General features: G+C 56.8%; 14 protein-coding genes, 1 pseudogene and 1 other annotated feature. Of the genes and pseudogenes, 11 read left to right on the top strand and 4 right to left on the bottom strand.

Annotation, left to right across the window (positions count from 1 at the left end; genetic code table 11):
* Positions 1-293 precede the first annotated feature (293 nt).
* Together acrB and acrA are read right to left on the bottom strand one after the other, a co-directional pair.
* Positions 294-3,440 carry a multidrug efflux RND transporter permease subunit AcrB gene (gene acrB, locus I6L58_RS07365; RefSeq protein ID WP_088207830.1) on the bottom strand — a complete coding sequence of 1,049 codons (3,147 nt, stop codon included), beginning with the start codon at positions 3,438-3,440 and terminating at the stop codon, positions 294-296.
* Between the two features lie 22 nt (positions 3,441-3,462).
* Positions 3,463-4,656, bottom strand: a complete 1,194-nt coding sequence (acrA, locus tag I6L58_RS07360; RefSeq protein WP_088207829.1) for a multidrug efflux RND transporter periplasmic adaptor subunit AcrA — start codon at positions 4,654-4,656, stop codon at positions 3,463-3,465.
* Positions 4,657-4,797: 141 nt separating this feature from the next.
* On the opposite strand from acrA, the gene acrR reads away from it, so the two are divergent.
* On the top strand, positions 4,798-5,451 hold the full coding sequence (gene acrR, locus I6L58_RS07355; protein ID WP_006176942.1) for a multidrug efflux transporter transcriptional repressor AcrR: 654 nt from the start codon (positions 4,798-4,800) through the stop codon (positions 5,449-5,451).
* 118 nt (positions 5,452-5,569) lie between these two features.
* Complete coding sequence (mscK, locus tag I6L58_RS07350) at positions 5,570-8,917, top strand: mechanosensitive channel MscK (protein WP_088207918.1); 3,348 nt, start codon at positions 5,570-5,572, stop codon at positions 8,915-8,917.
* Here the strand turns inward: mscK and rsmS are convergent.
* Both rsmS and priC read right to left on the bottom strand, forming a co-directional pair.
* Positions 8,914-9,103 (bottom strand): annotated as a pseudogene (gene rsmS, locus I6L58_RS07345) (pleiotropic regulatory protein RsmS). The gene mscK and the pseudogene rsmS overlap by 4 nt on opposite strands.
* A gap of 12 nt (positions 9,104-9,115) precedes the next feature.
* Positions 9,116-9,643 (bottom strand): primosomal replication protein N'', encoded by a 528-nt coding sequence (priC, locus tag I6L58_RS07340; RefSeq protein ID WP_088207827.1) that lies wholly within the window; start codon positions 9,641-9,643, stop codon positions 9,116-9,118.
* Positions 9,644-9,693: 50 nt separating this feature from the next.
* Between priC and I6L58_RS07335 the strand changes: the two genes are divergently transcribed.
* The 9 genes from I6L58_RS07335 to I6L58_RS07295 all read left to right on the top strand — a co-directional run bounded on the left by I6L58_RS07335 (position 9,694) and on the right by I6L58_RS07295 (position 19,082).
* Positions 9,694-10,071, top strand: a complete 378-nt coding sequence (locus tag I6L58_RS07335) for a DUF454 family protein (RefSeq protein WP_006176946.1) — start codon at positions 9,694-9,696, stop codon at positions 10,069-10,071.
* A 151-nt stretch (positions 10,072-10,222) separates the two neighbouring features.
* Positions 10,223-10,774: an adenine phosphoribosyltransferase gene (apt, locus tag I6L58_RS07330; protein ID WP_006176947.1), complete on the top strand. Its 552-nt coding sequence runs from the start codon at positions 10,223-10,225 to the stop codon at positions 10,772-10,774.
* An 88-nt stretch (positions 10,775-10,862) separates the two neighbouring features.
* The gene (gene dnaX / locus I6L58_RS07325; RefSeq protein ID WP_088207826.1) at positions 10,863-12,788 is read left to right on the top strand and encodes a DNA polymerase III subunit gamma/tau; all 1,926 of its coding nucleotides are present in this window, start codon (positions 10,863-10,865) and stop codon (positions 12,786-12,788) included.
* Positions 12,118-12,182: a sequence feature (DnaX frameshifting element), on the top strand. (Overlaps the previous gene by 65 nt.)
* Positions 12,789-12,841: 53 nt before the next feature.
* Positions 12,842-13,174, top strand: coding sequence for a YbaB/EbfC family nucleoid-associated protein (locus I6L58_RS07320; RefSeq protein ID WP_003858972.1), 333 nt, complete (start codon positions 12,842-12,844; stop codon positions 13,172-13,174).
* Positions 13,174-13,779: a recombination mediator RecR gene (gene recR, locus I6L58_RS07315; protein WP_006176950.1), complete on the top strand. Its 606-nt coding sequence runs from the start codon at positions 13,174-13,176 to the stop codon at positions 13,777-13,779. The genes I6L58_RS07320 and recR overlap by 1 nt, the downstream gene beginning before the upstream one ends.
* Positions 13,780-13,890: 111 nt before the next feature.
* A complete protein-coding gene (htpG, locus tag I6L58_RS07310) occupies positions 13,891-15,765 on the top strand; it encodes a molecular chaperone HtpG (protein WP_088207825.1) in 1,875 nt (624 codons plus the stop codon).
* Positions 15,766-15,983: 218 nt separating this feature from the next.
* The gene (gene adk, locus I6L58_RS07305) at positions 15,984-16,628 is read left to right on the top strand and encodes an adenylate kinase (RefSeq protein WP_088207824.1); all 645 of its coding nucleotides are present in this window, start codon (positions 15,984-15,986) and stop codon (positions 16,626-16,628) included.
* Between the two features lie 124 nt (positions 16,629-16,752).
* Positions 16,753-17,715, top strand: a complete 963-nt coding sequence (gene hemH, locus I6L58_RS07300; protein ID WP_006176953.1) for a ferrochelatase — start codon at positions 16,753-16,755, stop codon at positions 17,713-17,715.
* 62 nt (positions 17,716-17,777) lie between these two features.
* The gene (locus tag I6L58_RS07295; protein ID WP_006176954.1) at positions 17,778-19,082 is read left to right on the top strand and encodes an inosine/guanosine kinase; all 1,305 of its coding nucleotides are present in this window, start codon (positions 17,778-17,780) and stop codon (positions 19,080-19,082) included.
* The last annotated feature ends 19 nt before the right edge of the window (positions 19,083-19,101 follow it).

Genomic DNA, 19,101 nt, shown 5'->3' with positions numbered 1-19,101 from the left:
AACCTTATTTTTTCAGGGCTTCCTTATGTTTCATTGAGTTAGCTTAACGCCATTAGATGTCCAGATTCAGACTTCTCTCTCTCTTGCACAAAAAACCAGGAATGTTCCTAATAATGTATGCGAAGAAATAGAAATAAAAAAATTCTAAATTCGCCTGTTAAATTTTCAGTTAATTATGATATGCCTTTTCACGATGGCGGAAAATATACAAAACCGCAATAAGCGTAATTTCTGATTTTAATCAGAAAGAAAAAAGGCCGCAAATGCGGCCTTTTTATCAGGTGAAACCGGTATCAGTGACGTTCTACCGGGTGACTATGCTCAACATCTTCATTCTTGCGGCTGAAGCGGCGGCGTACCACCACGAAGAACACCGGCACGAAGAAGATCGCCAGAACGGTCGCGGTCACCATCCCGCCCATTACGCCCGTACCTACGGCGTTCTGCGCGCCGGAACCGGCACCGGAACTGATAACCAGCGGCAGCACCCCGAGGATGAACGCCAGCGAGGTCATCAGGATGGGACGCAGACGCATACGTACGGCGTCAAGCGTGGCTTCAATCAGGCCTTTACCCTCTTTCTCCATCAAATCCTTGGCGAATTCAACGATAAGTATCGCGTTCTTCGCCGACAGCCCAATGGTTGTCAGCAGGCCCACCTGGAAGTAAACGTCGTTGGTTAACCCGCGGAACGTAGCGGCCAGCAGCGCACCGATAACCCCCAGCGGAACCACCAGCATAACCGAGAACGGAATCGACCAGCTCTCATACAGCGCCGCCAGACAGAGGAAGACCACGATCAGCGAGATGGCGTACAGGGCAGGGGCCTGGTTGCCGGACAGACGTTCCTGATAGGACATGCCGGTCCAGTCATAGCCGATACCCGCTGGCAGTTTGCTGGCAAGCTGCTCCATCATCGCCATCGCTTCACCGGTACTCTTACCTTCTGCAGCCTGACCGAGGATTTCCATCGATGGCAGGCCGTTATAGCGTTCCAGACGCGGTGAACCGTATTCCCAGTGCGAGGTAGAGAAGGCGGAGAACGGCACCATCTGACCATCGCTACCACGAACGTACCAGTTGTTGATATCGTTCGGCAGCATACGGTATTTCGCTTCCGACATGACGTACACTTTCTTCACGCGACCGCGGTCGATGAAGTCGTTGACGTAGCTACCGCCCCAGGCTGCACCCAGCGTGGTATTAATGTCGCTGATGGATACACCCAGCGCCTGCGCTTTTTCCTGATCGACGTCGATCTTGTACTGCGGCGTATCTTCCAGGCCGTTAGGACGCACGCCGGTCAGCAGGTCAGGGTGTTTCGCAACTTCCCCAAACAGTTGGTTACGCGCCTGAGTCAGTTTCTCATGGCCTAAACCGCCCTGGTCAATCAGCTGGAAGTCGAAGCCGGTTGCCGTACCCAGCTCAACGATTGCCGGCAGGTTGAACGCGAACACCATCGCATCTTTGATCTGCGAGAAGGTGCCCATCGCACGGCCGGTAATTGCTTCTACCTTGTTCTCTTTACCCGGACGCTCGGACCAGTCTTTCAGAGAGACGAAGGCAATACCGGTGTTCTGACCGCGATCCGCAAAGCCAAAGCCGTTTACCGCAAACACGGATTCAACGTTGTCTTTTTCCTTGGTCAGGAAGTAGTCGGTCATCTCATCCAGCACCTTCTGGGTACGCTCTTGCGAGGCACCTGCAGGAAGCTGAGCCATACTCAGGAACACGCCCTGGTCTTCGTCTGGCAGGAACGAGCTTGGCAGACGAACGAACAGGAAGGCCATGCCTACCACGATGATGATATAGAGCAGCAGGTAACGACCGGTGCTGCGCAGGATGCTGCCCACGCTGTCGGTGTAGTGGTTCGTGCTCTTGTCAAACATGCGGTTGAACCAGCCGAAGAAGCCTTTATGCTCGCCGTGTCCACCTTTCTGGACCGGTTTCAGCATGGTGGCACACAGGGCAGGCGTCAGGATCAACGCCACCAGCACCGACAGGGCCATCGCGGAAACGATGGTGATCGAGAACTGGCGATAAATCGCCCCGGTGGAGCCACCGAAGAAGGCCATCGGGATAAATACCGCAGACAGTACCATCGCGATACCGACCAGCGCGCCCTGGATCTGGCCCATCGACTTACGGGTTGCTTCCTTCGGCGGCAGGCCTTCTTCCGCCATCACACGCTCGACGTTCTCGACCACCACGATGGCGTCATCCACCAACAGGCCGATGGCGAGCACCATCCCGAACATCGTCAGGGTGTTTATCGAGTAGCCAAATATCGCAAGGATCGCGAAGGTCCCGAGCAGTACAACCGGCACGGCGATGGTTGGGATCAGCGTTGCACGGAAGTTCTGCAAGAACAGATACATGACCAGGAACACGAGGATGATCGCTTCAACCAGCGTTTTCACCACTTCGTGAATGGAGATTTGCACGAACGGCGTGGTGTCATACGGGTAAACGATTTTCAGACCTGACGGGAAGAAAGGTTCCATCTTCTTCAGCTCTGCACGGATCGCTGCCGCGGTGTCCAGGGCGTTAGCGCCGGTTGCCAGTTTGATACCCAGACCGGAAGCCGGTTTGCCGTTGAACTTGGCGATAACGTCGTAGTTTTCACCGCCCAGTTCCACTTTCGCCACGTCGCGCAGGCGAACCTGAGAACCGTCCGGATTCACTTTCAGCAGAATTTTGCCGAACTCATCCGCAGAGGTCAGACGCGTTTGCGCAATGATCGAGGCGTTAAGCTGCTGGCCTTTCACCGGCGGCGTACCGCCTAACTGACCGGCGGCAACCTGGGCGTTCTGCGCTTTAATGGCGCTGATCACGTCAACCGGCGTCAGCTGGAAGTTGTTCAGTTTGTTCGGATCCATCCAGATACGCATCGCGTACTGGGAGCCGAACAGCTGCACGTCACCCACACCGGACGTACGGCTGATCACGTCCTTCATGTTGGCGCCTACGTAGTCGGAAATATCCTCCTGCGTCATGGTGCCGTTGGTGTTGATAACGCCAACAACCATCAGGAAGCTACTGGACGATTTCTCGACGCTCACACCCTGCTGTTGTACTTCCTGCGGCAGCAGCGGCATCGCCAGCTGCAGTTTGTTCTGCACCTGAACCTGCGCGATATCGGCATCAGTGCCTGACTCGAAGGTCAGGGTGATCTGAACCGTACCGGTTGAGTCACTGTTTGAGGACATGTACATCAGGTTATCGATACCGTTCATGTTCTGTTCGATAACCTGTGTCACGGTGTCCTGCACCGTTTTGGCATCAGCCCCTGGGTAGGTTGCGGAGATCGTCACTGCCGGTGGCGCAATCGTTGGATATTGCGCGACAGGCAGCTTCAGGATCGCAAGTCCCCCGGCTAGCATGATGATAATGGCGATCACCCATGCAAATATGGGGCGATCGATAAAGAAATTAGGCATGTCTTAACGGCTCCTGTTTAAGTTAAGACTTGGTTTGTTCTGACTGGCCACCGGCTGCGGCTTGCTGTTTATCGTCAGATTTGACTTCCTGCGCTTTCACCTGCGCGCCAGGACGTACTTTTTGCAAACCAGTAATAATCACGCGATCACCCGCTTTCAGGCCATCCGTTACCAGCCACTTGTCGCCAATCGCCTGCGTGGCGGTGATGTTGCGTGTTTCTACTTTGTCATCAGCACCGACAACCAGCGCGCTCGCATCGCCACGCGGCGTACGGGTCACACCCTGCTGTGGTACCAGCAGCGCATTAGGATTGGTCCCTTCTTCCAGACGGGCGCGCACGAACATACCTGGCAGCAGATTTTTGTCAGGGTTCGGGAAAATCGCACGTAAGGTGATGGACCCGGTGGTCTGGTCGACGGTCACATCAGAAAATTCCAGTGTGCCTGCTTGCGGGAACTTGATACCGTCATTGGACACCAGCTCCACTTTGGCTTTGCCGTTTTCCTGTTTCAGCGTGCCGTTAGCCAGCTCTTGCTTCAGGCGCAGGAAATCGTTGCTGGACTGCGTGACGTCAACGTAGATCGGATCAAGCTGCTGCACCGTAGCCAGCGCATTGGTTTGACCGTTCTGCACCAGCGCCCCTTCCGTAACGGAAGATTTACCAATGCGACCGCTGATAGGGGAGGTCACTTTGGTATAGGCGAGGTTGATACGTGCCGTCTCAACGGCCGCTTTGGCCACTACAACGGCCGCGTTCGTCTGCTGCGCATCGGCCAGGGCTGTGTCGTAATCCTGTTGGCTGATGTACTGCGTGCCGAGCAGCTTTTTGTAGCGGTTCAACGTCAGCTGAGAGATCTTGGCTGCTGCTTCTGCTTTCGCCAGATCGCCTTTTGCGCTCTCATAAGACGCCTGATAGGTTGCTGGATCAATCTGATACAGAGACTCACCTGCTTTCACGTCACCGCCTTCGGTGAAGTTACGTTTCAGGATGATGCCGCTTACCTGTGGACGCACTTCCGCAATACGGTAAGCGCTGGTTCGGCCCGGTAATTCGGTGGTCATCTGCAGAGGTTCGGATTTGAGCGTCACGACACCCACTTCTGGCATCTGCTGAGCTCCTTGTTCTGCCTGTTTGTCGTCACATCCTGTAAGCGCTAAGCTGCCTGAGAGCATCAGAACGACCGCCAGAGGCGTTAACCCTCTGTTTTTGTTCATATGTAAACCTCGAGTGTCCGATTTCAAATTGATCAAGGGTCCTGAGTTTAAAAACCCATTGCTGCGTTTATATTATCGTCATGCTATGGTACATACATTCACAAATGTATGTAAATCTGACTCCTGTAAATTCACTGACGTATGGCACGAAAAACCAAACAACAAGCGCTGGAAACCCGACAACACATTCTTGATGTGGCAATGCGTTTGTTTTCACAGCAGGGTGTTTCGTCAACCTCGCTGGCGCAGATTGCTCAGGCCGCGGGTGTCACGCGGGGAGCGATTTACTGGCATTTTAAAGACAAGTCAGATCTGTTCGGTGAAATCTGGGAGCTATCAGAGTCCAGCATTAGCGATCTTGAGACTGAGTATCGGGCAAAATTCCCCGACGATCCACTCTCAGTATTAAGAGAGATATTAGTATATATCCTTGAAGCAACGGTAGTTGAAGAGCGCCGTCGCCTGATGATGGAGATCATTTTTCACAAATGTGAGTTTGTTGGCGAAATGGCCGTTGTCCAGCAGGCGCAGCGCAGCCTGTGTCTGGAGAGCTATGACCGCATAGAATACACGTTAAATCAATGCATGCAGGCAAAATTGTTGCCCGCCAATTTACTGACCCGCCGCGCGGCGATCCTGATGCGCAGCTATATTTCCGGGCTGATGGAAAATTGGCTTTTCGCGCCCCAGTCTTTTGACCTGAAAGCGGAAGCGCGCAGCTACGTCGCCATCCTGCTTGAAATGTGCCAGTACTGCCCAACGCTTCGCGACGATTCCGTACCGTTGTCTGCCTGAACCCTTCAGCCGTATTCTGCGCGGGAGTGAGAATGTTCGCGCTATTCTGCGTCTGACGGGCGTGATATCCTTCACGCCGGACTATTTTCGGTCATCCTCAGACATCATATTCATGACTATGCTGCACACCTATCGCTCGCAAGACGCTGTTATTGCTTTACTTTTTGCCATCCTGATTTTTTTCACGGTTGCGCCTTTCGCGCATGCTCGTGCAGACAATTCCAGTGATATTCCGACGCGTGCCGACATTCAGTCGCAGCTGGAAACCCTCAACAAACAAAAAGAGTTATCGCCTCAGGAGAAGCTCGTTCAGGGCGATCTGACGGAGACGCTGGAAACACTGGACAAAATCGAGCGCGTCAAAGCCGAAACGACCCAGCTGCGTCAGAAAGTGGCGCAGGCACCGGACAACATGCGCAAAGCGATGGATGCCCTGAGTGCGCTGAGCGACGTGGATAACGATGACGAAACCCGCAAAACGCTCGCCTCGCTCTCACTGCGTCAGCTTGAATCGCGCGTGGCGCAGCTGTTGGACGACCTGCAAACGGCGCAGTCCGATCTCTCGACCTATAACAGCCAGCTTGTCTCGCTGCAAACCCAGCCTGAGCGCGTGCAAAATGCGATGTACTCCGCCTCGCAACAGTTGCAGGAGATCCGCAACCGTCTGAACGGCACCACCGTGGGCGAAGGGGCGCTGCGTCCCACTCAGCAAACGCTGCTGCTCATCCAGCAGAATTTGCTCAACGCGGAGATTGAACAGCAGCGTAAAAGCCTGGAAGGGAACACGGTGCTGCAGGACACCCTGCAAAAACAGCGGGATTACGTCACGGCCAATATCAACCGCCTTGAACACCAGCTCCAGCTGCTGCAGGAAGCAGTGAACAGTAAGCGCCTGACGCTGACGGAAAAAACGGCGCAGGAGGCGGTATCGCCAGACGAAACGGCCCGCATTCAGGAAAATCCTCTGGTGAAGCAAGAGCTGGAGATTAACCATCAGCTCAGCCAGCGCCTGATTGTGGCAACCGAGAGCGGCAACACGCTGGTGCAGCAAAATATCCGAGTCAAAAACTGGCTCGATCGCGCCCTGCAGGCCGAACGTAACATCAAAGAGCAGATCGCGGTGCTGAAAGGCAGCCTTCTGCTCTCGCGTATTCTCTACCAGCAACAGCAGACGTTGCCGTCCGCCGACGAGCTGGAGGACATGACCAACCGCATCGCCGATTTACGTCTGGAGCAGTTTGACGTGAACCAGCAGCGCGACGCGCTTTTCCAGAGCGACGCGTTCGTCGCCAAAGTGGAAGAAGGGCACTCCGCAGACGTTAACGGCGAAGTACACGATGCGCTGTTGCAAGTGGTGGATATGCGCCGCGAGCTGCTCGACCAGCTCAACAAACAGCTTGGCAACCAGCTGATGATGGCCATCAACCTGCAAATTAACCAGCAGCAGCTGGTGAGCGTTTCGAAAAACCTGCAGGAGATTTTGACCCAGCAGATTTTCTGGGTGAACAGCAACAAGCCGATGGACTGGGAGTGGGTTAAATCCTTCCCGGAAAGCCTGAAGACCCAGATCAAGAGCATGAAAATTACCGTCAACTGGGAGAAAGCCTGGCCCGCGGTGATGATTGCTTTCCTGGCGGGGTTGCCGCTGCTGCTGATTGCCGGATTAATTCGCTGGCGTCTGGGCTGGCTGAAAAAATACCAGGCGAAGCTGGCATCCGAAGTGGGGCAACTGCGCAACGACAGCCAGCTGCACACCCCGAAAGCGATCCTGATTGACCTTATCCGCGCGCTGCCGGTCTGCCTGTTGATTCTGGCGGCCGGGCTGATCCTGCTCACCATGCAGCTCAATATCAGCGACCTGCTGTGGGCATTCAGCAAAAAGCTGGCGCTGTTCTGGCTCGTGTTTGGCCTGTGCTGGAAGGTGCTGGAAAAAGACGGCGTGGCGGTGCGTCACTTCAACATGCCGGAGGCGCTCACCAGCCACTGGCGTCGCCAGATTGTGCGCATCAGCCTTGCGCTGCTGCCGCTGCACTTCTGGTCGGTCGTGGCCGAGCTTTCCCCGCTTCATCTGATGGATGATGTGCTGGGGCAGCTGGTCATCATGCTTAACCTGCTGCTGATTGCCGTTCTGATGTGGCCGATGTGCCGCGACAGCTGGCGCGATAAAGAGTCGCACAACCTGCGTCTGGTCACCGTCACGGTGCTGGCGATTATTCCGCTGGCGCTGATGGTGCTGACCGCAACGGGCTACTTCTACACCACGCTGCGCCTGTCGGGCCGCTGGATTGAAACGGTGTATCTGGTGATTCTCTGGAACCTGCTGTTCCAGACCGTGCTGCGTGGCCTGAGCGTGGCGGCGCGGCGTATCGCCTACCGTCGTGCTATCGCCCGTCGCCAGCATCAGGTGAAGGAGGGGGCGGAAGGCGCTGAACCGCAGGAAGAACCGACCATCGCCCTGGAGCAGGTTAACCAGCAGACCATGCGTATTACCATGCTGGTGATGGTGGCGCTGTTTGCAGTGATGTTCTGGGCCATCTGGTCTGATTTGATCACCGTGTTTGCCTATCTCGACAGCATCACGCTCTGGCAGTACAACGCGACCGAGGCCGGCGCCACGGTGATGAAGAGTGTGACCATGGGCAGCCTGCTCTTTGCGCTGGTCTCGCTGGTTATCGCCTGGGCCTTGATTCGCAACTTGCCGGGGTTGCTGGAGGTGCTGGTCCTGTCGCGGCTCAACCTGCGCCAGGGGGCATCGTATGCCATCACTACCATCCTCAACTACGTGATTATCATCGTGGGTGCCATGACCGTCTTCGGCTCCCTGGGGGTGGCGTGGGATAAACTGCAGTGGCTGGCAGCGGCGCTCTCGGTCGGTCTGGGCTTTGGTCTGCAGGAGATCTTCGGTAACTTCGTCTCCGGCCTGATTATCCTGTTTGAACGTCCGGTGCGCATTGGCGATACCGTCACCATCGGCACCTTCTCCGGTACCGTCAGTAAGATCCGTATCCGTGCGACCACCATCACCGACTTCGATCGCAAAGAGGTGATTATCCCGAACAAAGCGTTCGTCACCGAGCGCCTGATCAACTGGTCACTCTCCGATACCACCACCCGCGTGGTGATCCGCCTCGGCGTGGCCTACGGATCCGATCTGGATAAAGTGAAAGAGGTGCTGTTGAAAGCGGCGGCCGATCATCCGAAAGTGATGCACGATCCTGCGCCGGCGGTGTTCTTCACCACCTTCGGGCCGAGCACCCTGGATCACGAGCTGCGTCTGTACGTGCGCGAACTGCGCGATCGCAGCTACACCGTGGACGAACTGAACCGCGCCATCGATCGCCTGTGCCGTGAAAACGACATCAATATCGCCTTCAACCAGCTTGAGGTTCACCTGCGCAATGAAAAAGGTGAGGAATATACGGAAGTGAAGCGCGAGATGAAGGGTGACGACCCCACTCCCGCTTAACATCTGCTGATGTTTACCCCCTCTCCCTCAGGGAGAGGGCCGGGGTGAGGGTAATTTTCCCTCAAAATCCCGCTTAACAATCTCCAGCGCCTTCAGCACCGTCTCTGCCGGAATAGCGTGATCCTCCAGCAGCATAATCAAATCCACGGCCAGCTTGACCTCATCGGGTGCATTCTCGAGTGACATGTCCTGCTCCTGTTAGCGGGTCAACCGTTCAATGACGCGTTCAATCTCGTCCAGCGCCTGACGACAGCGGACGATACGCCCTTCCAGCGCGGTAATTTCGCGCATCAATAACTGCTGTTCTTCAAGCGTTTCGGCGGCGTTAAGCCGCGTCTCGCGCTCGCGTTTCATCTCAAACAGACGGCGCTCGAACTCCTGGTTCTCCAGCCGCTTGCGCTGCCATTTTCCGAGGCCCGGGGAGGCGGTGTCCCAGACGCGCAGCGGCCAGGCGGCAATTTCACGGTGCAGGGCGGTGATTTGCTCGGTAAGATGCGCCGCAAGCCAGGCCACCTGTTCATGCTGCCCGCTCTCTACAGCATGGCGCAGCTCGTCGAGATGGGTCTGGGATTCCGCGAGATAATCCTGAATTAAGGTGCTGCGGGTACGAAAGAGCTGCCTGTCAAAGCGCGGCTTCAGCGTGGCATGGCCCATCAGCGGCGTGGCCTGAGCCCGCAGGGCCGTCAGCTGATTTTGCAGCGTCTCCAGAAGCAAGGCTGTTTTCAATACGCTCTCCAGTGGTAAAGTAGCCGTTCAGTTTGATAACGATTCGCATTATGCAGCGTACTATTTTAATCATCATTGGCTGGCTCGCGGTAGTCCTCGGCACGCTGGGCGTGGTTTTGCCCTTGCTCCCGACGACGCCGTTTATCCTGCTGGCGGCCTGGTGCTTCGCCCGCTCGTCGCCGCGTTTTCACCACTGGCTGCTGTATCGCTCGTGGTTTGGCGGCTATCTGCGTCACTGGCAACAGCACCGCGCAATGCCGCCCGGGGCCAAGCCGCGCGCGATTGCGGTCATTCTTGTCACCTTCGCCATTTCACTGTGGCTGGTCAACATGCTGTGGGTGCGCATCCTGCTGCTGGCGATCCTCACCTGCCTGCTGATCTTTATGTGGCGGATCCCCGTGGTTGATGAAAAGCAACAAAAGCACTGAACCCTTATCCTTGCTGTTGCAATTATTGTCCGCAGCCAGTAAATTCGACCGTTTTCGAGCACAGGCACGCCTGGTTAAAGGTTAAACAATTGTTACCTTGACCGACTCTCTGCGCGCCGTGAGTAACACTGTTTCATTTAGGCACAAACCGATGACCGCAACTGCACAGCAGCTTGAATATCTGAAAAACAGCATCAAAAGTATCCAGGATTATCCAAAGCCTGGCATTCTTTTCCGCGATGTCACCAGCTTGCTGGAAGACCCGAAAGCGTATGCGCTCAGCATTGAACTGCTGGTCGAACGTTATAAAAACGCCGGGATCACCAAAGTCGTAGGGACTGAAGCCCGTGGCTTCCTGTTTGGCGCACCGGTTGCGCTGGCGATGGGCGTAGGCTTTGTGCCGGTACGTAAGCCGCGCAAACTGCCGCGTGAAACTATCGCAGAAAGCTACGAGCTGGAATACGGCACCGATCAGCTGGAAATCCACGTCGATGCTATCAAGCCCGGCGATAAAGTGCTGGTGGTGGACGATCTGCTGGCAACCGGTGGCACCATCGAAGCAACCGTGAAGCTGATCCGTCGTCTGGGTGGGGAAGTGACCGACGCGGCCTTCATCATCAACCTGTTCGATCTGGGTGGCGAACAGCGCCTGGAAAAACAGGGCATTACCAGCTATTGCCTGGTGCCTTTCCCGGGTCATTAATCCCGGTTCTCACAGCCTCGCTCAATGGGTGAGGTTGTGATAGCATTCCCCTCCATAAATCCACCTTCCAGCGTTGCAGAGCCTGCCCATGAGTTATCAGGTGTTAGCCCGTAAATGGCGACCACAAACCTTTGCTGACGTTGTCGGTCAGGAACATGTGCTGACGGCCCTGGCGAACGGCTTGTCGCTAGGTCGCATCCATCACGCCTATCTTTTTTCCGGCACCCGCGGCGTCGGTAAAACCTCTATTGCCCGTCTGCTGGCAAAAGGACTGAACTGCGAAACCGGGATCACCGCCACGCCGTGCGGCGTGTGCGATAACTGCCGTGAAATCGAGCAGGGACGTTTTGTCGATCTGATCGAAATCGACGCCGCCTCGCGCACGAAAGTCGAAGATACGCGCGATCTGCTGGACAACGTCCAGTACGCGCCGGCGCGCGGTCGCTTCAAGGTCTACCTTATCGATGAAGTGCACATGCTGTCGCGCCACAGCTTTAACGCCCTGCTGAAAACGCTGGAAGAACCGCCTGCGCATGTGAAATTCCTGCTGGCGACCACCGATCCGCAAAAGCTGCCGGTGACGATCCTGTCCCGCTGCCTGCAGTTCCACCTGAAGGCGCTGGACGTTGAACAGATCCGCGCCCAGCTCGAACACATTCTCGACGAAGAGAAGATCGTCCACGAACCTCGCGCCCTGCAGCTGCTGGCGCGTGCGGCGGACGGCAGCCTGCGCGATGCATTAAGCCTTACCGACCAGGCGATCGCCAGCGGTGATGGCAAACTCTCGACCGACGCGGTCAGCACCATGCTCGGCACGCTGGACGACGATCAGGCGCTGTCTCTCATCGAGGCGATGATTGCCGCCAACGGCGAGCGCGTGATGTCGCTGGTGAACGAAGCCGCCGCGCGTGGCGTGGAGTGGGAATCGCTGCTGGTGGAGATGCTCGGCCTGCTGCACCGTGTGGCCATGCTGCAACTTTCTCCGTCGGCCATCGGGGCGGACATGGCGACCATCGAACAGCGGATGCGCGAGCTGGCTCGCACCGTGCCGCCTGCCGATGTCCAGCTTTACTATCAGACGCTGCTGATTGGCCGTAAAGAGCTGCCGTTCGCGCCGGACCGCCGCATGGGCGTTGAAATGACGCTGCTCCGTGCGCTGGCGTTTCACCCGCGCATGCCGCTGCCGGAGCCGGACGTTCCGCGGCAGTCCTTTGCGCCCGTAGCCCCTACCGCGGTGATGTCGCCGCAGCAGGTGCCACCGCAGCCGACGCCACCGCCGCAAAATGTGCCGCTGTCGGATGCCACCAGTTCGGTACTTGCCGCCCGCAGCCAGTTGCAGCGCGCGCAGGGAGTAACCAAACCAAAAAAGAGTGAACCGGCAGCGCCTTCAAGAGCGCGGCCGGTGAACAACGCCGCGCTTGAACGACTGGCCTCGGTAACGGAGCGCGTTCAGTCGCGCCCTGTGCCGTCCGCGCTCGAGCAGAAAGCCCCGGTGAAAGAAGAGGCTTACCGCTGGAAAGCAACCACGATCGCGCAAGAGGTCAAGGTTGAGGTTGCCACGCCAAAAGCGCTGAAAAAGGCGCTGGAGCACGAAAAAACGCCGGAGCTTTCCGCGAAGCTCGCCGAAGAATCGATTGAGCGCGACGCCTGGGCCGCCGAGGTCAGCAAACTGCAACTGCCGAAGCTGGTAGAGCAGGTCGCGTTGAACGCCTGGAAAGAGCAGGACGGCAATCAGGTGCGTCTGCATCTGCGCCCTGGTCAACGCCACCTCAATTCCCCTGGCGCGCAAAAAGCGCTGGCGGAAGCGCTCAGCGCATTACAGGGTTCGCCGGTTGAATTGACTATCATTGAAGATGATAATCCGGCAGTAAAAACGCCGCTGGAGTGGCGACAGGCAATTTATGAAGAGAAGCTCGCGCAGGCGCGCGAGTCGATTGTTGCGGATAACAACATCCAGACCCTGCGCCGGTTCTTCGACGCGGACCTGGATGAAGAGAGTATTCGCCCCATTTGATCGTGAGTCTGACTTACGGTTTTAATCATTAATCGTGAAAGAGAGAGAAGCCTATGTTTGGTGGAAAAGGCGGTCTGGGTGGCCTGATGAAGCAGGCTCAGCAGATGCAGGAAAAAATGCAGAAGATGCAGGAAGAGATCGCTCAGCTGGAAGTCACGGGTGAATCTGGCGCAGGTCTGGTCAAAGTGACCATCAACGGTGCGCACAACTGCCGCCGCGTTGAAATCGACCCAAGCCTGCTCGAAGACGACAAAGAGATGCTGGAAGATCTGGTGGCAGCTGCGTTTAACGATGCCGCGCGCCGTATCGACGAGACTCAGAAAGAGAAAATGGCCTCTGTTTCCAGCGGTATGCAATTGCCGCCGGGCTTCAAGATGCCATTCTGATGCAAACCAGTCCGCTGCTCACGCAGTTAATGGAAGCGCTGCGCTGCCTGCCGGGCGTTGGCCCGAAGTCGGCCCAGCGCATGGCGTTCACGCTCCTGCAGCGCGACCGCAGCGGCGGGATGCGCCTGGCGCAGGCTCTGACCCGCGCCATGTCGGAAATTGGTCACTGTGCGGACTGCCGTACTTTTACCGAGCAGGACGTGTGTAACATCTGTACGAACCCGCGTCGTCAGGAAAACGGTCAGATTTGCGTGGTGGAGAGTCCGGCGGACATCTACGCCATTGAGCAAACCGGGCAGTTCTCTGGCCGCTATTTCGTGCTTATGGGCCATCTTTCCCCGCTGGACGGCATTGGCCCGGACGATATTGGTCTGGACAGGCTCGAACAGCGTCTTGAATCGGAAACGATCAAAGAGGTGATCCTCGCCACCAACCCAACGGTGGAAGGCGAGGCAACCGCTAACTATATTGCCGAGCTGTGCGGGCAGTATGGCGTTGACGCCAGCCGTATCGCCCACGGCGTGCCGGTGGGCGGTGAGCTGGAGATGGTCGATGGCACCACGCTGTCGCACTCTCTGGCCGGTCGTCACAAGATTAATTTCTGACCAAACGGAGGCGGCGTTCGTCGCCTTCGCTTGAAAATTCCCCCCCTTATCCCCATCTCTGACTCAACGTTTTTACAACCCCATTAAATGGCATTGTTGAGGTCGACTTAGATGAAAGGACAAGAAACCCGCGGTTTCCAGTCAGAAGTAAAACAGCTTCTGCACCTGATGATCCATTCCCTGTATTCCAATAAAGAAATCTTCCTGCGTGAGCTGATTTCCAACGCCTCGGATGCGGCGGACAAGCTGCGCTTCCGCGCGCTGTCCAACCCGGACCTGTACGAGGGCGACGGCGAACTGCGTGTGCGCGTCTCGTTCAACAAAGAGAACCGTACCCTGACCATCGCCGATAACGGCATCGGGATGAACCGTGACGAGGTGATCGACCATCTCGGGACCATCGCCAAATCCGGTACCAAAGCGTTCCTGGAGTCCATGGGCTCCGATCAGGCGAAAGACAGCCAGCTGATCGGCCAGTTCGGCGTGGGCTTCTACTCGGCGTTCATCGTGGCGGATAAAGTCACCGTGCGCACCCGCGCGGCAGGCGAAAGCGCTGAAAACGGCGTGCTCTGGGAATCTAAAGGCGAAGGCGAGTACACCGTTGACGACATTACCAAAGCGGATCGCGGCACCGAGATCACCCTGCACCTGCGCGAAGGCGAAGATGATTTCCTGAACGACTGGCGCGTGCGCTCGATCATCAGCAAATATTCCGATCACATCGCGCTGCCGGTTGAGATTGAAAAGCAGGAAGAGAAAGACGGTGAAACCGTTGTCTCCTGGGAAAAAATCAACAAGGCGCAGGCGCTGTGGACGCGCAACAAGTCTGAAATTAAAGACGACGAGTACAACGAGTTTTACAAGCACATCGCCCACGACTTTACCGATCCGCTGACCTGGAGCCATAACCGCGTAGAAGGGAAGCAGGAGTACACCAGCCTGCTGTATATCCCGGCGCAGGCACCGTGGGATATGTGGAATCGCGATCACAAGCACGGCCTGAAGCTGTACGTGCAGCGCGTATTCATCATGGACGACGCCGAGCAGTTCATGCCGAACTACCTGCGCTTCACCCGTGGTCTGATTGACTCCAACGACCTGCCGCTGAATGTCTCCCGTGAGATCCTGCAGGACAGCACTGTGACCCGCAACCTGCGTAACGCGCTGACCAAACGTACGCTGCAGATGCTGGAAAAACTGGCGAAAGACGACGCGGAAAAATACCAGACCTTCTGGAAACAGTTCGGCCTGGTGCTGAAAGAAGGCCCGGCGGAAGACACCGCCAACGTTGAAACGATCGCTAAACTGCTGCGCTTTGCCTCCACGCATACCGACTCCTCCGCGCAGACCGTGTCGCTGGAAGAGTACGTCTCCCGCATGAAGGAAGGGCAGGAGAAGATCTACTACATCACCGCCGACAGCTACGCCGCAGCGAAGAGCAGCCCGCACCTGGAACTGCTGCGTAAGAAAGGCATTGAAGTTCTGCTGCTGTCTGACCGCATCGACGAATGGATGATGAACTACCTGACCGAGTTCGACGGTAAATCCTTCCAGTCCGTTGCGAAAGCTGACGAGTCTATCGACAAACTGGCAGACGAAGTGGACGAAAGCGCGAAAGAAGCTGAGAAAGCGCTGGAGCCGTTCATTGAGCGCGTGAAAACTTTCCTGGGCGATCGCGTCAAAGAGGTGCGCTTTACCCACCGCCTGACCGACACCCCGGCGATTGTCACCACCGACGCCGACGAAATGGGTACCCAGATGGCAAAACTGTTCGCGGCAGCGGGCCAGGCGATGCCGGAAGTGAAATATATCTTCGAGCTGAACCCGGATCACCCGCTGGTGAAACGCGCGGCGGATACCCAGGACGAAGCACGCTTTGCCGAGTGGGTTGAGCTTCTGCTGGATCAATCCCTGCTGGCCGAACGCGGTACGCTGGAAGATCCTAACCTGTTCATTAAACGTGTGAATGCGCTGCTGCTGGCGTAACAATTTCCCTCACCCCCGCCCTCTCCCACAGGGAGAGGGTGTAAAAGTTCCCTCTCCCTGTGGGAGAGGGGTAGGGTGAGGGCAACAGACCACACTCCGCCAAATAATCTCCCCCGTTAACCGTTTCAGCCGTCCCGCCTTCCTTGAGCCACATCCGTTCTGATGGTATTGTTTAGCGCTTTTGAAAAATTGAACCAACTTTTGAGGGGATTTTCGCAATGCGTATTATTCTGCTTGGCGCTCCGGGCGCGGGTAAAGGAACTCAGGCTCAGTTCATCATGGAGAAATACGGTATTCCGCAAATCTCTACCGGTGACATGCTGCGTGCCGCTGTTAAATCTGGCTCCGAGCTGGGTAAACAGGCGAAAGACATCATGGACGCGGGCAAGCTGGTCACCGACGAGCTGGTTATCGCCCTGGTGAAAGAGCGCATTGCGCAGGAAGACTGCCGCAACGGTTTCCTGCTGGACGGTTTCCCGCGCACCATTCCACAGGCTGACGCCATGAAAGACGCTGGCATCACCGTGGACTACGTTCTGGAGTTCGACGTACCGGACGAGCTGATCGTTGACCGTATCGTTGGCCGTCGCGTGCACGCTGCCTCTGGCCGCGTTTATCACATCAAATTCAACCCACCTAAGGTTGAAGGCAAAGACGACGTGACTGGCGAAGAGCTGACCACCCGTAAAGATGACCAGGAAGAGACCGTGCGTAAGCGCCTGGTGGAATACCATCAGATGACCGCGCCGCTGATCGGCTACTACTCTAAAGAAGCGGAAGCGGGTAACACCAAATACGCGAAAGTTAACGGGACTCAGCCTGTTGCTGACGTGCGTGCAGAGCTGGAAAAAATCCTCGGCTAAGTGCACTTTTCTCACCCGGCTCTCCGGGTGAGAAAAATTCTCATCCCACCTATTACAGCAATGGGTTTCGTTTACCCACATTTCCGCTACAATTGACCCCTATTCAAATGGTTAAGAGGCGTGAATGAGTCAGGCGAAAACCGGCATCCTGCTTGCCAATCTTGGCACTCCAGAAGCACCCACTCCGGACGCGGTAAAGCGTTACCTGCGCCAATTTTTAAGCGACACGCGCGTCGTGGATACCCCAAGACTGCTGTGGTGGCCGCTGCTGCGTGGTGTCATTCTGCCGATTCGTTCCCCGCGCGTGGCAAAGCTGTACCAGTCCGTCTGGATGGAAGAAGGCTCGCCGCTGATGGTCTACAGCCGTCGTCAGGAGAAGGCCCTGGCCGCCCGTCTGCCGGATATGCCCGTTGAGCTGGGGATGAGCTACGGCAAACCCTCCCTGAAAAGCGCCGTCGATGCGCTGCTGGCCCAGGGCGTTGAGCACATTGTGGTGCTGGCCCTCTATCCGCAATACTCCTGTTCCACGGTGGCTGCCGTCTGGGATGAGCTGGCGCGCATCCTGGCAACCCGCCGTCGCATTCCGGGCGTGACCTTTATTCGCGACTACGCTGATAACGAACTGTACATTAAGGCGCTTGCCAGCAGCGCGCGCGCGTCGTTTGAAAAACATGGCGAGCCGGACCTGCTGTTGCTCTCCTATCACGGCATTCCCCAGCGGTTTGCCAACGAAGGGGACGACTACCCGCAGCGTTGCCGCGATACCACGCGCGAGCTGGTCTCTGCGCTTGGCCTGCCGCCCGAGAAGGTGATGATGACCTTCCAGTCGCGCTTTGGCCGCGAGCCGTGGCTGACGCCGTACACCGACGAAACCCTCAAAATGCTTGGCGAGAAAGGCGTGAAGCATATTCAGGTGATGTCGCCGGGCTTTGCGGCGGACTGCCTGGAAACGCTCGAGGAAATTGCGGTACAAAACCGCGAATTCTTCCTTGAAGCCGGGGGGACAAAGTACGAGTACATTCCGGCACTTAACGACTCGCCGGAACACATCGAGATGATGGCCTCGCTGGTGACTCAAAGCCGCTGATCGCGCTGAAGGCCGGGTTTGTGCTACCATTCCCGGCCCATAATCCTTGCACAGTTCAGACCATGAAATTTCCCGGTAAACGTAAATCCAAACACTACTTTCCCGTCAACGCCCGCGATCCGCTTTTGCAGCAAATTCAGCCGGAAACCGAGACCAGCGCAGCCTGGGTGGTCGGTATCGATCAGACGCTGGTGGACATTGAAGCCAAAGTGGATGATGCGTTTGTCGCGCGTTACGGTCTGAGCGCCGGACACTCGCTGGTCATCGAAGATGACGTCGCCGAGGCGCTGTACCAGGAGCTGGTGCGTGAAAATCTCATCACCCACCAGTTTGCCGGGGGCACCATCGGCAATACCATGCACAACTACTCCGTGCTGGCCGACGACCGCTCGGTGCTGCTGGGCGTGATGTGCAGCAACATCGAAATTGGCGGCTACGCCTACCGCTACCTGTGCAACACCTCCAGCCGCACCGATCTGAACTATCTGCAGGGCGTCGACGGGCCAATTGGCCGCTGCTTCACGCTGATTAGCGACTCCGGCGAGCGTACGTTCGCCATCAGCCCGGGGCACATGAACAAGCTGCGCGCAGAAAGCATCCCAGAAGCGGTGATTGCGGGCGCGTCCGCGCTGGTGCTTACCTCCTATCTGGTGCGCTGCAAGCCCGGTGAGCCTATGCCGGAAGCGACCATGAAGGCGATCGAGTATGCCAAAAAATACAACGTGCCGGTTGTCCTGACGCTGGGCACGAAGTTTGTGATTGCCGATAATCCGCAGTGGTGGCAGACGTTCCTGAAAGAGCACGTCTCGATTCTGGCGATGAACGAAGAAGAGGCCGAAGCGCTGACCGGCGAAAGCGATCCGCTGCTGGCGTCGGATAAAGCGCTGGACTGGGTGGATCTGGTGCTCTGTACCGCCGGGCCGGTTGGGCTGTATATGGCGGGCTTTACGGAAGAAGAGAGCAAGCGTAAAACCCAGCATCCGCTGCTTCCGGGCGCGATTGCCGAGTTCAACCAGTACGAGTTTAGCCGCGCGATGCGCCACAAAGACTGCGTTAACCCGCTGCGTATTTTCTCCCATATCGCGCCGTATATGGGCGGACCGGAGAAAATCATGAACACCAACGGCGCGGGCGACGGTGCGCTGGCGGCGCTGCTCCACGATATTACCGCCAATGCCTACCATAAAACCAACGTGCCGAACTCCAGCAAGCACAAGTTCAGCTGGCTGACCTATTCGTCGCTGGCGCAGGTGTGTAAGTACGCGAACCGCGTGAGTTATCAGGTGCTCAACCAGCACTCCCCGCGCTTAACGCGTGGCCTGCCGGAACGGGAAGATAGCCTCGAAGAGGCGTACTGGGATCGTTAATTGCTAAAAGAAAACCCCG

Origin of the sequence: Enterobacter cancerogenus, from assembly GCF_019047785.1 — a bacterium.
GTDB classification, from domain to species: domain Bacteria; phylum Pseudomonadota; class Gammaproteobacteria; order Enterobacterales; family Enterobacteriaceae; genus Enterobacter; species Enterobacter cancerogenus.
This window is presented reverse-complemented; position numbering and strand designations above follow the sequence as displayed.

Coding starts and splice junctions, on each gene's coding strand:
- acrB (WP_088207830.1), bottom strand. CDS start 3,440: ATGCCTAATTTCTTTATCGATCGCCCCATATTTGCATGGGTGATCGCC.
- acrA (WP_088207829.1), bottom strand. CDS start 4,656: ATGAACAAAAACAGAGGGTTAACGCCTCTGGCGGTCGTTCTGATGCTC.
- acrR (WP_006176942.1), top strand. CDS start 4,798: ATGGCACGAAAAACCAAACAACAAGCGCTGGAAACCCGACAACACATT.
- mscK (WP_088207918.1), top strand. CDS start 5,570: ATGCTGCACACCTATCGCTCGCAAGACGCTGTTATTGCTTTACTTTTT.
- I6L58_RS07335 (WP_006176946.1), top strand. CDS start 9,694: ATGCAGCGTACTATTTTAATCATCATTGGCTGGCTCGCGGTAGTCCTC.
- apt (WP_006176947.1), top strand. CDS start 10,223: ATGACCGCAACTGCACAGCAGCTTGAATATCTGAAAAACAGCATCAAA.
- dnaX (WP_088207826.1), top strand. CDS start 10,863: ATGAGTTATCAGGTGTTAGCCCGTAAATGGCGACCACAAACCTTTGCT.
- I6L58_RS07320 (WP_003858972.1), top strand. CDS start 12,842: ATGTTTGGTGGAAAAGGCGGTCTGGGTGGCCTGATGAAGCAGGCTCAG.
- recR (WP_006176950.1), top strand. CDS start 13,174: ATGCAAACCAGTCCGCTGCTCACGCAGTTAATGGAAGCGCTGCGCTGC.
- htpG (WP_088207825.1), top strand. CDS start 13,891: ATGAAAGGACAAGAAACCCGCGGTTTCCAGTCAGAAGTAAAACAGCTT.
- adk (WP_088207824.1), top strand. CDS start 15,984: ATGCGTATTATTCTGCTTGGCGCTCCGGGCGCGGGTAAAGGAACTCAG.
- hemH (WP_006176953.1), top strand. CDS start 16,753: ATGAGTCAGGCGAAAACCGGCATCCTGCTTGCCAATCTTGGCACTCCA.
- I6L58_RS07295 (WP_006176954.1), top strand. CDS start 17,778: ATGAAATTTCCCGGTAAACGTAAATCCAAACACTACTTTCCCGTCAAC.